Source organism: Pseudomonas sp. FBCC-B545 (assembly GCF_059134095.1).
Map to the genome: position 1 here is coordinate 311,773 of NZ_CP101441.1, position 12,619 is coordinate 324,391.

Here is a 12,619-nt window from a genome sequence, read left to right on the forward strand (position 1 = left end):
CTGGGCTCAAAATGTGGGAGGGGGCTTGCCCCCGATAGCAGTGGGTCAGTAACAGATGCAGTGACTGACACTCAGCAATCGGGAGCAAGCCCCCTCCCACATTGATGGCATTCCAATTTGGTTATGCTGCCCATGGCGACTTACGAATCACCTCAACAAAATTCATCGGCTTGAACCCCGGCTCCTGATCCACCAGCACATCGGTCTTCACGTTGCCAAACGTGGTCTGCGGGCGGTGGCGCAAGCCGTCGGCAAACGCGCAGATGATGCACTCCTTGAATCCTTCACCCCGTGGATGCGCATGCACCACCGCTTCGCGCTCCACGCTGCTGAACGCGGCGTAGTCCATGCCCAGCACGTCCATCTCGACACCGGCGGTCACCAGCGCCACGGTGGGGCGCAAGTGCTTAGGCACGCCAGGCGTGGTGTGCAGGGCGATCGACAACCACACTTGTTCGATGTCGTCATCGCTCAGCCCATAGGGCTTGAGGAACGCGGCGGCGGCATTGGCACCGTCCACTTCGAAACGCTCGTTGTCACTGCGATGGCCTTCCACCAGGCCGAGGTCGTGGAACATCGCGCCCACGTACAGCAACTCCGGGTTGTAGGCCAGTTGCCTGCGCTCGCCGCTCAAGGCGCCGAACAGAAATACCCGGCGCGAGTGGTGGTAGAGCAGGTCGGACTCGACGTCGCGGATATATTCGGTGGTGGCCTTGGCCAAGGCGCTGTCGGGGATCTGGATGCCGGCGATGGTGGTGCTCATGGTGGTTCTCCTCTGGAAAGGACTCCAGTCTGGTCGTGCACCCGCGCAAGGGCTATTACGGCGAGGGAGTGATCCCGGCCAATTTGTCTATACATCGTGCCAAGCTCAAATCAGCTAGGGTGTTGCCTGCGAAGATCCAAATGTGGGAGGGGGCTTGCTCCCGATAGCGGTGGGTCAGTCAATAGATGCAGTGACTGACCCACCGCTATCGGGAGCAAGCCCCCTCCCACAGGGGATTAGTGTTTTTCAAGTTAGAAAAGGTGTGACTTCATGAGCAAAACCGTCGCCATCCTGATTTTCCCCGGCGTCCAGTCACTGGATGTGACCGGGCCGATGGACGTGTTCTGCGAGGCCAACCGCTTCCTGGCTCCCGAAGATCACTACCAACTGGAGGTCATCGGCTTCGGTCACGGTTCTATGGCCGCCTCCAACGGCCTGTCCTTGCAGGCCCACAAACACTACAGCGAAGCTCTGCAATCCTACGACCTGCTGCTGGTCGCCGGCGGCCCGCAACTGCCCTTCGAAAACTTCGGTCCCCAGTTTGATGACTGGCTGCGTGCTGCCACCGCAAGGGCACAACGCTTCGGCTCGATCTGCAACGGTGCCTTCATGCTGGCCCGCGCCGGCCTGCTGGAGGGTAAAACCGTCACCACCCATTGGGGCGATGCCGCGGACCTGGCGCGTGTGTGCCCCTCGGCCCGGGTCGAAGCCGACCGCCTCTACGTGCAGGACGGCAACCTCTACACCTCGGCCGGGGTCACGGCGGGTATCGACTTGTCACTGTACCTGCTGGCCCAGGACCACGGCCCGGAAGTCGCGTTGAGCGTGGCCAAGCGCCTGGTGGTGTTCACCCAGCGCTCGGGCGGGCAATCGCAGTTCAGTCCGTTCCTCACGCCCCATGCCGAAACTACCTCGGCGGTGGCGCTGGTGCAGTTGTACGTGCTGGCCAACCTGACCGGCGATTTGACCATCGCCGACTTGGCCAGGGCCGCCAATATGAGTGCGCGCAATTTCTCCCGGGTGTTCGCCCGAGAAGCGCGGATCACGCCAGCCGAATTTGTCGAGCGTGCGCGGGTGGATGCGGCGCGGGTGATGCTTGAAAGCAGCCACGCGCCGCTCAAGACCGTGGCCTATCAATGCGGGTTTCGCGACGCCCAGCACATGCGCAGTGTGTTCAACCGCCGGCTGGGCGTTACGCCGCAACAGTTCAGGCTTAACTTTGCGGCACCGGTGTAGCGATCATGTCTATCTGGCAGGCAGCAGCTTGAGGGTTCCGCGGGTATTGGCCGTGACTTCCTCTTCACTGAAATGCGCCTGCTCATACCCGCCCTCGATATAGCTTTGCGCCTGATCGCCATAGTGCGTATCAAACGGCACGCCGCTTTGCCCCACGGGGTTGATGGTCAGGGCATGGGTCGGGTCGGCGAAGTCGATCAGGCGCCGCGTCGAAGGCCCATAGGTCACCGGCCAAGGCGCCGGGCCGATCGGGGCGGTCTGGTTGTTTGGCACTTCGTGGCTGCCGGGTGCCGGGAACGGGCCGACGTTGAAGAGCTTATCCAATGGCTTTTGCATGCCCAGCGGGTGGCCGTGGGTCAGGGTGTGCGCCTTGCCCCATTGCCACTGCGCCGGGTCATCGCCGAAGGTGCTCTTGAGGTGCGCGAGGCTATTGTCCCAGGCGAGTTTGACGGTGTCGGTACGCTTGCCGTTCCACCAGGGTGAATCCGCCGAGGCGGCCAGGCGTGGCAATGCGGCGTCGATCACACGGGTGCTGATCAGGGTCTTGAACAGCGCGTCGCCCAGTTTCGGGTGGAAGGTCACTTCGGCGAGGTTGAACAGCAATTGGTTGAACAGCGTAGCGCTGGTGGAGTCCAGCGGGTAGTCGCCTTTCCAGTTGGCCAGTTGTTCCACCAGCTTTAACTGCGCCGGGTCCTTGACCACTTCGCGCAGCACCGGCAACAGTGGCGCCAGCAGCCGCGGGCCATAGGCGGTAGTGGTGCCCAGTTGCAGCGCCTGGCTGTTGGTCACATCCCACTTCACGCTCTTATCGCTCAACTGCGCGTTCAACTGCTGGCCACGGTCGGCCAGGTTGTAATAGCCGGGAATTTCCATGCCTGTAGGGGAGGCCGGCTGCGCGTTGGCCGACACCACATAGCCACGCGACGGGTTTTCTTCCTGGGGGTTGGCACTGAAGGGGTAGAAGCCCAGCTTGTCGGCCTGGGCGGTACTGCCATCGAGGATGAACGCCGGGTTGACTCCGGCCGGGCGCATCGGCAACTGCGCCGCCGCCCACCAGCCGATATCGCCCTTGGCATTGGCCCATATGATGTTGAGGCCCGGTGCCGAGACCTTGGCCGCAGCGGCCCGCGCCTTGGCCAGGGTATCGGCGCGGTTGAGCTGGTAGAAGCCTTCGAGGATCGGGTTTTCGCTGTCGAGGAACGCCCACCACATGGCAATCGGCGTGCTGCCGGCGTTTTCGCCGAGCACGTCATTGATGATCGGACCGTGGGGCGAGCGGCGCAGGATGAGGGTCACCGGCGTCTGGCCCTTGACCTGGATCTGCTGCTCGCTGCTGGTCATGTCGACCCATTGGTCGTGATACCAGACCTGATTGGGGTTGTCCGGGTTGACCTTCTCGGCGACCAGGTCGAGGTCGTCGTTCTGGAACATGGTCAGGCTCCAGCCAAAATCCATGTTGTGCCCCAGGAACGCCACCGGCACCAGCGCGTTGTGATAGCCATACAACTCAAAACCGGGTTCCGACAGTTGCGCCTCGTACCACACCGACGGCACCGAGAAACGGATATGGGGGTCACCCGCCAGCAGTGGTTTGCCGCTACGGGTGTGGTTGCCGCTGACGGCCCAGGCATTGCTGCCCTCGAACTGCGGCAGGCCGTTGTCGGCCAGGGCCTGTTCGCTCAGGGCGGCGATAGCGCCGAGGGTGTTCCAGTCGTCGTTCGCCAGGTTGAGGGCGCCTTTGGGTTGCCAGTCGAGGTCGAAGACTTTCAAGTAATCGCTGCCCAACCGGTCGCGCACGTAGGTCAGCACCGGCTCGGTACGAAAGGCCGCGGCAAAGCTGTAGGCCATGTACCCGGCGACGCTGATGCTGTCTTCGGCGGTGAATGGGCGCTTGGGGATACCCAGCACATCGAACTCCATGGGGCTGGCGTGGCTGGCCTGATATTGGTTGATTCCGTCCAGATAGGCCTGCAGCGCTTTCGAGGAGGCTGAGTCAGGGTCCATGTGCTCGGCGTAGCTCGAGGCGCGCTCGCGAATACGCAGGCTGCGGAACAGCTTATCGGTCTCGAGCAGCTTCGGCCCCAGCACTTCGGCCAGCTCGCCCCGGGCCAGGCGCCGCATGATCTCCATCTGGAACAATCGGTCCTGGGCATGCACATAGCCCAGGGCGCGGTACAGGTCGGCCTCGTTCTCGGCGCGGATATGCGGCACGCCACGGTCGTCGTAGCGCACCGTGACCGAGCCTTGCAGGTGGGCCAGGGTTACCGTGCCCTGGCGCGTGGGTTGCTTGCTGTAGAGGTACCAACCGGCGCCCAGGGCGACCAGCACAATCAGCACCGCGAAAACCTGCAAGACGCGCTTCATGAATATTCCTTACCAAAGTGGACGGGCTACAGATCCTTAGGCCACGAACAATAGCAGCCTACCGCGAGGGTGTGAGTGGCATTCACTTCGCGTCCGGTTCCAAGGGCCTTGAGAATCGGCTCGATAAAACTGTTGCTGGCGTTGCAGGTCAGCCCCTCGCTGTAGGGGCCGAAATAGGCCAGCTTGCCTGTGCGGTCCCAAATGCCCACTGCTGGGCTGGCGGGTATCCGGTCGGCGCCGGGCAGGGCGTCGATGACTTTCATGTGGCGCAGGTTGTCGGGCAGCTGGCCGTGGCTGCCGGGTTTTTGCAAGGCATAGAACTCCACTCCTTGGGGCCCGTACTGCTCGATCAGCTCGCCCAGGTGTTGCTGGTTACCAACATTGCACGGGCAGGCCGGGTCCCAGAAGTGCACCAGGCGAATCGGGCCAGGGCCACTGAGGGCGGCAGGCAGTTGCAGCGCATCGCCGGAGAACACCGCCGTGTGCTCGCTGAAGGCGCGCAGGTAGCGGCCCTGGAACCAGTCATACGCGGCCCACAGCACGCCGGCGCAGATAACCAGGATCAGACTGGCGAACAGGGCATTACGGTAGGGCGGTCGCATTCAGAGGTATCCTCGCAGGTCGCGTAGCTTGCCATGCTTGTCCTGACAGATGAATATCGCAGCTCGATATTCATCTTCACCGCCAGTCTGGAAGCCTTTATGCCCGTCACCTTTGACCCTGATCATCTGCGCGAAAGCTTGCGGCCGTTGGTGGACGCGCAACCGCTGAGCGCCGAAGCGCGGGTCTACCAACGTTTCTATGGGCTCGACCTGGCCGCCCGCAAGGTGCCGGCCGTGAGTCGCCTGGGGCGTTTCGAGGTGGACGGGTTCGAAGTGGTGGCCCAGGTGTGGTGGCCGCCTGCGCCGGTGGCGACGGTGTTCATGTTCCACGGCTTCTACGATCACATGGGACTGTACCGCCACGTGGTGGACTGGGCATTGGACCAGGGCTTCGTGGTGATTGCCTGCGACCTGCCGGGCCACGGTTTGTCCAGCGGCCCCCGCGCCAGCATCGATGAGTTTGCGGTATACCAGCGGGTGGTGCAGGGGCTATTCGCCGAGGCCAAGGCCTTGCAATTGCCCCAACCCTGGCACCTGTTCGGGCAGAGCACCGGGGGCGCCATTGTGGTGGATCACCTGCTCAATCACGGTGCCGACAGCCCGGCCCAGGGCAAGACCTTTTTGTTATCGCCACTGGTACGGCCGCGGGCCTGGGGTTGGTCCCAGGTCAGCTATTACCTGCTGCGCCCGTTCGTCAAAGGCATCGCCCGGCGTTTCAGCGATAACTCCAACGATCCTGACTTCAAGCCGTTCCTTGAAGCCGACCCGCTCCAGCCCCGCCAATTGCCCACCGCCTGGGTGGGGGCGCTGGCGCGCTGGATCAAGCGCATCGAAGCCGCGCCACGCAGCGCCAGGCGGCCGGTGATCGTGCAGGGTGAGGAAGATATGACGGTGGATTGGCAGCACAACTTGCAAGTGCTGCGGGGCAAGTTCGACCGGCCCGAGGTGTTGATGCTCAAGCGCGGCCGGCATCACCTGGCCAATGAGATTCCAGAGATCCGCGAGGAATACTTCCGATACTTGACGGACCATCTGACCTGATGCGATCCAAATGTGGGAGGGGGCTTGCTCCCGATGGCGGTGGGTCAGCAAAAAATGTTTGCTTGACACACTGCTATCGGGAGCCAGCCCCCTCCCACATTTTCTACTGCGCCAGGCTTGAGGTGCTCTGGCCTACTGCCAGTCCTGCGCGAATGGCTGCAAGTGCGGCCTGGTAATACGCCTTCCCCTCCGCCGATTCGGCAAACGTGGCGAATTCTTCCAGCTCCGGGTCGGACAAATCCCGGTAGACATACAGCAGCGTATTGTTCAGATCCTTATCAATCTGCTGCATCAGCCGTTCACGCTGTCCATTCAACATGCCTTGGGCCTGACCGCCGCCAAGCAGGCCGGGGATCATCTGGCTCAAGCTGTCGGCCGCCACGCCGGCAATCGCCAGGCTGACTTCCGCCCCGGCTTCACGAGCAGGCAGTGCCTGGGCCAGGTGGCCGATGATCAGGTTGCGGGTGGCTTCGGCCTGGATTTTCGGCAGGCCCTGGGCGTTCTTCGCCAACTGGTCGCGGCGGGTAGCCAGCAATTCGGCGGCGACAATCTTGCGCCCCAGGGGCGATTGGAAAAATGCCAGGGCCGGTTTCGGGTCTGGCAGGTGCTTGCGCAGTTGCGCCTCGGCACGCTGGTCCATGGCCTGGGCGGCAAAGCGTTTATTGCTGTTGTCCACCAGCGCCTGATACACAGCTGGCGGCAGACTATTGCGATAGCGTTGCTGGGCGGCACTGAGGGCGTCATTGAAATGCGCACGTTGTTCGGCCCAGCCGGCGACCTTGTATAACTGGTCATAGCCGTCTGCCCAGGCGGGCAAAACGCAGAGCATCAACACGGAAAATAACAAACGACGCATATGGACTCCTGTCAGTCGGCCACTATTGTCCGTGTCGGGCGTAGGATTTGTCGAGAAGTCCTATCAGTCACCTGACTAAAGTGTATTCAGACGCTCAGCGGCTCTGTCGGATTCCCAGGCGTATGGATACTATGCGCGCCATGCAAATACCCCTCGATCACCCGCTGCTGCAACGCATCGTTGACGACCTGGCCGAAAAAGGCTGGTCGCAGCAGAATGGCTTCCTGCCCCAGGCTCTGACCCTGGAACTCGCTGCTGAGTGCCATAAACGTGCGGCTGAAGGTGAACTGGCACCGGCAGCGGTGGGGCGCGGGCCGGCCCAGGAGATTCGCGAGGGCATTCGCGGTGACCATATCCAGTGGCTGGAGGAAGGTGACGCGGCGGTCTGCGACACCTATATGGCGGTGATGGATGGTCTGCGCCTGGCGATGAACCGCAGCCTTTTCCTTGGCCTGGAAGATTTCGAAAGCCACTTCGCGATGTACCCGCCCGGGGCCTTTTACCTTAAGCATGTGGACCGTTTTCGCGATGATGACCGGCGCATGGTCTCGGCGGTGATCTACTTAAATGACGCCTGGCTGCCCGAGCACGGCGGCCAGTTACGCATGTACCTCAAGGGCGGCGTTGAATACGACGTGGTGCCGACCGGTGGTTGCCTGGTGGTGTTTTTGTCGGGCGAGGTGCCCCACGAGGTACTGCCTGCCACCCGAGAGCGGCTGTCCTTGACTGGTTGGTTTCGCCGACGGGGCAACGAGCCGTTTTAAGCCGGCAAAGGATTCCAAAGTCTTGCCTTGAACAAAATGTGGGAGGGGGCAAGCCCCCTCCCACATTTGACCTACTGTGTCTTGACTATCGGTGCACTGCTTTCAAACCACTTCTGCGCCAGCGCCTTCAATCTGCCATCCGCCTTCACCCGCTCCAGGGCCATGTCCAGGCTGCTCTTGAACGCCGGGTTACCTTTCTGGAATGGGATCACAAGGTCCGGCTTCTCGCGATAAGCCTTGCTGAAATCGAACCGATCCTTGAGTTCGGCAGTCATAGCGATATGGTTCATAGCCACGTCGTACTTGCCGGTTTCCACACCTGGCAACAGGTCGCTGTCGTCGGTGGTGATAAAAGACGGGCGTACGTCCATTTCCTTGGCCAGCTGCTCACCCAGCTCCACTTCAAAGCCGGTGAGTTTGTCGCCGTCCTTGAAGTTGTAGGGCGCGGTGTTGGCTTCCAGGGCGATGCGCAGTTCACCGCGATCATTGACGTCGTCGATCAGTTCGGCGTGGGCCAAGGGGCTCAGCAGGGGAAGCAAAAGTAACAGGCCAGGCGAAAAGCGCATGGTCACTCCTAAAGAATTCGTACGGGCGAGACGCCGTTCAGCATCGCTTTGCTATGGTGTCGAGTGCCTTGGACAGCAATTTGTCGCGAAGTTGTCATAACCCCACAGATTTCACCGAAAAACTGGAGAAGCGAATGAAAGCCCTTTTATCCCGCGCCACCCTGGCCAGCCTGTTGCTGGGTGCTTCGATGTTGGCCACAGCCGCCGACGGTATCCCGCGCAGCGCTCCACCGGAAGGTGCCAAGGTGTTTATCGTCTCGCCGAAAGATGGCGCCACCGTCGATAAAACCTTCACCGTGAAATTCGGCATGGAAGGCCTGAAACTGGCCCCGGCGACCGACCAGGCGCCAGGCACCGGCCACCACCATCTGCTGATCGATCAGAAAGAACTGCCGGATGCGAAACTGCCGATCCCGGCCACCGACACCGTGATCCATTACGGCAAGGCCCAGACCGAGACTGAAGTGACTCTTACTCCAGGCAAGCACACCTTGCAGCTGGTGGCCGGCGACAAACTGCACATGCAGTTCAACCCGACTGTAGCCTCTAAAGTGATCACGGTTAACGTCAAGTAAGATTTGTTCAGATGCAAAAAAGGGAGCCCCATGGGGCTCCCTTTTTCGTGGTGCAGTTGAAACCTTAGAACAACACGCGGCTACGGATAGTGCCGTTGATGTGCTGCAGCTTCTCTTGCGCCAGGTCCGAGTACTCGGCGTCGACGTCGATGACCACGTAGCCAACCTTCTCGTTGGTCTGCAGGAACTGACCGGAGATGTTGATGCCGTTTTCCGCGAAGACCTTGTTGATCTCCATCATCACGCCCGGAATGTTCTGGTGGATGTGCAGCAGGCGGTGCTTGCCCGGGTGAGCCGGCAGGGCCACTTCGGGGAAGTTGACCGACGATACCGAAGTACCGTTGTCGCTGTACTTGACCAGCTTTTCCGAGACTTCCAGGCCAATGTTGGCCTGGGCTTCAGCGGTGGAACCACCGATGTGCGGGGTCAGGATCACGTTGTCCAGGCCACGCAACGGGCTTTCGAAGATGTCGTCGTTGGAGCGCGGCTCCACCGGGAACACGTCGATGGCGGCGCCGATCAGGTGCTTGTCCTTGATCGCCTCGGCCAGGGCGTCCAGCTCGACCACGGTGCCACGTGCAGCGTTGATCAGGATGCCGCCTTTCTTGATGGCGCGGATTTCCTTCTCGCCGATCATCCACTGGGTTTCAGCGGTTTCCGGAACGTGCAGGGTGACGATGTCGGACATGCCCAACAGCTCGGTCAGGCTCGACACCTGGGTGGCATTGCCCAATGGCAGCTTGGTCAGGGTGTCGTAGAAGAATACCTGCATCCCCAAGCCTTCGGCCAGGACCGACAGTTGCGTGCCGATCGAGCCGTAACCGACGATACCCAGCTTTTTGCCGCGGATCTCGAAGGAGTTGGCCGCGCTCTTGATCCAGCCGCCACGGTGGCAGGAAGCGTTCTTCTCGGGGATACCGCGCAGCAGCAGGATAGCCTCGGCCAACACCAGCTCCGCCACGGAACGGGTGTTGGAGTACGGCGCGTTGAACACCGCGATGCCGCGCTCGCGCGCTGCGTTGAGGTCGACCTGGTTGGTGCCGATGCAGAAACAGCCGACAGCCACGAGTTTCTTGGCGTGGTCGAAGATCTCTTCGGTCAGCTGAGTGCGGGAGCGAATGCCGATAAAGTGCGCGTCGGCGATCTTTTCCTTGAGCTGGGCTTCCGGCAGAGAACTGGTGATGTACTCAATGCTGGTGTACCCGGCGGCTTTCAGAACGTCGACAGCCGATGGGTGGACGCCTTCCAGAAGAAGGAACTTGATCTTGCTCTTATCGAGAGAAGTCTTGCTCATCTGCGTAAACCTGTATCCCGGAGAAAATTGGCAGGGAGTCGAGCAGCGCAAGCTGACCCGGACGGCAGGAAAGCCGTCACCGCAGAAACGCCCTTTGGGTCTGTCCTGCGGGGGCGGTATGCTAGCATACGCACCCCGCTAAACACCTATTCCTGCGACGTGAAGCGTTCTCAGGATGACCATGAATTGTTCGAGAGTTCTGTCGATGACCCATCCTGCCCTGATTGATGAGCTAAAGACCCTGGTTGAGCCCGGCAAAGTGCTGACCGATGCAGACTCCCTGGAGGCTTACGGCAAGGATTGGACCAAGCACTTCGCACCCGCGCCCAGCGCTATCGTGTTCCCGAAGACCACCGAACAGGTGCAGGCCATCGTGCGCTGGGCCAATACCCACAAGGTAGCGCTGGTGCCGTCCGGCGGGCGTACCGGTCTGTCGGCAGCGGCGGTGGCGGCCAATGGCGAAGTGGTGGTGTCGTTCGACTATATGAACCAGATTCTCGACGTGAACCTCACCGACCGCACCGCCGTGTGCCAGCCGGGGGTGGTCACCAAGCAACTGCAGAACGTCGCCGAAGAAAACGGCCTGTACTACCCGGTGGATTTTGCATCGTCCGGTTCCAGCCAGATTGGCGGCAATATCGGCACCAATGCCGGCGGGATCAAGGTGATTCGCTACGGCATGACCCGCAATTGGGTGGCCGGCATGAAGGTGGTCACCGGCAAGGGCGATGTGCTGGAACTGAACCGCGACCTGATCAAGAACGCCACGGGCTACGACATGCGCCAGCTGTTCATCGGCGCCGAAGGCACCCTGGGCTTTGTGGTCGAAGCCACCATGCGCCTGGATCGTGCACCGAAGAACCTCACCGCCATGGTACTCGGCACCACTGACTTCGACTCGATCATGCCGGTGCTGCATGCGTTCCAGAGCAAGCTGGACCTGACGGCCTTCGAGTTCTTCTCCGACAAGGCCCTGGCTAAAGTCCTCGGTCGCGGCGATGTGCCGGCGCCGTTCGAAACCGAGTGCCCGTTCTACGCGCTGCTGGAATTTGAAGCCACCACCGAAGAAGTCGCCAACCACGCCCTGGAAACCTTTGAGCACTGCGTCGAGCAGGGCTGGGTACTGGACGGCGTGATGAGCCAGAGCGAAACCCAACTGCACAACCTGTGGAAACTGCGCGAGTACATCTCCGAGACCATTTCCCACTGGACGCCGTACAAGAACGACATCTCGGTCACCGTCTCCAAAGTGCCGGCGTTCCTGAGTGAAATTGACGCGATAGTCGGTGAACACTACCCGGACTTCGAAATCGTCTGGTTTGGCCATATCGGCGACGGTAACCTGCACTTGAACATCCTCAAGCCGGAAAACCTGAGCAAGGATGAGTTCTTCGCCAAGTGCGCCACTGTGAACAAGTGGGTGTTCGAAACCGTCGAGAAGTACAACGGCTCGATCTCCGCCGAACACGGGGTGGGCATGACCAAGCGCGATTACCTGACCTACAGCCGCTCGCCGGTTGAAATCGAATACATGAAGGCGGTGAAAGCCGTGTTCGACCCGAACGGGATCATGAACCCCGGCAAGATCTTCGCTGTTTAACCGCACCTTGAGGAGTCGTTCCATGAGCTACCAGCACAAGTATGTCGACGGCACCAATATCCACTTCCCTGTGGGTAAAGTGGTCTGCATTGGGCGCAATTACGCCGAACACGCCAAGGAACTGGACAACCCGGTGCCGACCGAACCCCTGCTGTTCATCAAGCCGGGCAGTTGCGTGGTACCGCTGGAAGGCGGTTTCAGCATTCCAACCGAGCGCGGTTCGGTGCATTACGAAGCGGAAATCGCCGTGTTGATCGGTAAACCATTGTCGACCAAGCCGAGCCGTGAAGAAGTACTGGACGCCATCTCCGGTTTCGCCCCGGCCCTGGACCTGACCTTGCGCGACAAGCAGGCTGAGCTCAAAGCCAAGGGCCTGCCGTGGGAAATCGCCAAGTCCTTCGATGGCGCGGCGGTGATTGCACCTTTCGTGGTCAGCAGTACCTTTGAGGATATGACCGATATCGGCATTCGCCTGAGCATCAACGGTGAAGTACGCCAGGACGGCAACAGCGCGCAGATGCTCAACCCGATTGTGCCGATGATCCAGCATATGGCTGGGTGCTTCTCCCTGCAGGCGGGTGACGTGATCCTGACCGGCACCCCGGCTGGCGTTGGCCCGTTGAACGTCGGCGATGAACTGGTATTGGAGCTGGCGGGTGTGAACCGTTTCGAAAGCGTCGTTCGCTGACTGCCTGAAGAAATGCGGTGAAAAATGTGGGAGGGGCGGTGCGACGATTCGACTTGCTCCCGATTGCGGTGTATCAGTAGCAGATATTCTGACTGACACACTGCTATCGGGAGCAAGTCGAATCGTCGCACCGCCCCTCCCACATTGGTTTTGTGTATATCCCAAGTATGGGCTTTTGCATTTTTTTCACACACCATCCGGATAATTCCAGCCACTTGCGCGCGGGCCTTTGAATCCTGTGCTATCCCCTACAGCTGACTTTCCGGAAAA

12 protein-coding genes are annotated in these 12,619 nt (G+C 60.8%); 6 read left to right on the forward strand and 6 right to left on the reverse strand.

The genetic code is table 11. The features are described 5' to 3' along the window. Nucleotides 1-121: 121 nt before the first annotated feature. Nucleotides 122-763 (reverse strand): HD domain-containing protein, encoded by a 642-nt coding sequence (locus tag NMB39_RS01440; protein WP_494339679.1) that lies wholly within the window; start codon nucleotides 761-763, stop codon nucleotides 122-124. A 270-nt stretch (nucleotides 764-1,033) separates the two neighbouring features. Here NMB39_RS01440 and NMB39_RS01445 point away from each other — a divergent pair, with 270 nt between their 5' ends. Further along, a complete protein-coding gene (locus tag NMB39_RS01445; RefSeq protein WP_057022785.1) occupies nucleotides 1,034-1,999 on the forward strand; it encodes a GlxA family transcriptional regulator in 966 nt (321 codons plus the stop codon). Nucleotides 2,000-2,008: 9 nt separating this feature from the next. On the opposite strand, the gene NMB39_RS01450 is transcribed toward NMB39_RS01445, so the two are convergent. Next, nucleotides 2,009-4,363 (reverse strand): penicillin acylase family protein, encoded by a 2,355-nt coding sequence (locus NMB39_RS01450; RefSeq protein ID WP_494339678.1) that lies wholly within the window; start codon nucleotides 4,361-4,363, stop codon nucleotides 2,009-2,011. Nucleotides 4,364-4,389: 26 nt separating this feature from the next. After that, nucleotides 4,390-4,965, reverse strand: a complete 576-nt coding sequence (locus tag NMB39_RS01455) for a DUF6436 domain-containing protein (protein WP_057022787.1) — start codon at nucleotides 4,963-4,965, stop codon at nucleotides 4,390-4,392. A 99-nt stretch (nucleotides 4,966-5,064) separates the two neighbouring features. On the opposite strand from NMB39_RS01455, the gene bipL reads away from it, so the two are divergent. Beyond that, on the forward strand, nucleotides 5,065-6,006 hold the full coding sequence (bipL, locus tag NMB39_RS01460; RefSeq protein WP_057022965.1) for a phospholipase BipL: 942 nt from the start codon (nucleotides 5,065-5,067) through the stop codon (nucleotides 6,004-6,006). A 103-nt stretch (nucleotides 6,007-6,109) separates the two neighbouring features. Here the strand turns inward: bipL and NMB39_RS01465 are convergent, their stop codons facing one another. After that, entirely contained in the window at nucleotides 6,110-6,862 is a 753-nt protein-coding gene (locus NMB39_RS01465; protein ID WP_306956645.1) for a DUF2059 domain-containing protein, read from the reverse strand. 131 nt (nucleotides 6,863-6,993) lie between these two features. Here NMB39_RS01465 and NMB39_RS01470 point away from each other — a divergent pair, with 131 nt between their 5' ends. Then, nucleotides 6,994-7,626 carry a 2OG-Fe(II) oxygenase gene (locus NMB39_RS01470; RefSeq protein ID WP_057022789.1) on the forward strand — a complete coding sequence of 211 codons (633 nt, stop codon included), beginning with the start codon at nucleotides 6,994-6,996 and terminating at the stop codon, nucleotides 7,624-7,626. A gap of 71 nt (nucleotides 7,627-7,697) precedes the next feature. On the opposite strand, the gene NMB39_RS01475 is transcribed toward NMB39_RS01470, so the two are convergent. Next, nucleotides 7,698-8,192 (reverse strand): transporter substrate-binding domain-containing protein, encoded by a 495-nt coding sequence (locus tag NMB39_RS01475; protein WP_494339677.1) that lies wholly within the window; start codon nucleotides 8,190-8,192, stop codon nucleotides 7,698-7,700. Nucleotides 8,193-8,326: 134 nt separating this feature from the next. Between NMB39_RS01475 and NMB39_RS01480 the strand changes: the two genes are divergently transcribed. Continuing rightward, nucleotides 8,327-8,767 carry a DUF4399 domain-containing protein gene (locus NMB39_RS01480; protein WP_046069985.1) on the forward strand — a complete coding sequence of 147 codons (441 nt, stop codon included), beginning with the start codon at nucleotides 8,327-8,329 and terminating at the stop codon, nucleotides 8,765-8,767. A gap of 64 nt (nucleotides 8,768-8,831) precedes the next feature. Here NMB39_RS01480 and serA read toward each other — a convergent pair whose 3' ends face one another. Then, entirely contained in the window at nucleotides 8,832-10,061 is a 1,230-nt protein-coding gene (serA, locus tag NMB39_RS01485) for a phosphoglycerate dehydrogenase (RefSeq protein WP_034116292.1), read from the reverse strand. 205 nt (nucleotides 10,062-10,266) lie between these two features. Here serA and NMB39_RS01490 point away from each other — a divergent pair, with 205 nt between their 5' ends. Next, complete coding sequence (locus NMB39_RS01490) at nucleotides 10,267-11,661, forward strand: FAD-binding oxidoreductase (protein ID WP_198719984.1); 1,395 nt, start codon at nucleotides 10,267-10,269, stop codon at nucleotides 11,659-11,661. 22 nt (nucleotides 11,662-11,683) lie between these two features. After that, nucleotides 11,684-12,349 carry a fumarylacetoacetate hydrolase family protein gene (locus NMB39_RS01495; RefSeq protein WP_043046996.1) on the forward strand — a complete coding sequence of 222 codons (666 nt, stop codon included), beginning with the start codon at nucleotides 11,684-11,686 and terminating at the stop codon, nucleotides 12,347-12,349. Nucleotides 12,350-12,619: the final 270 nt, after the last annotated feature.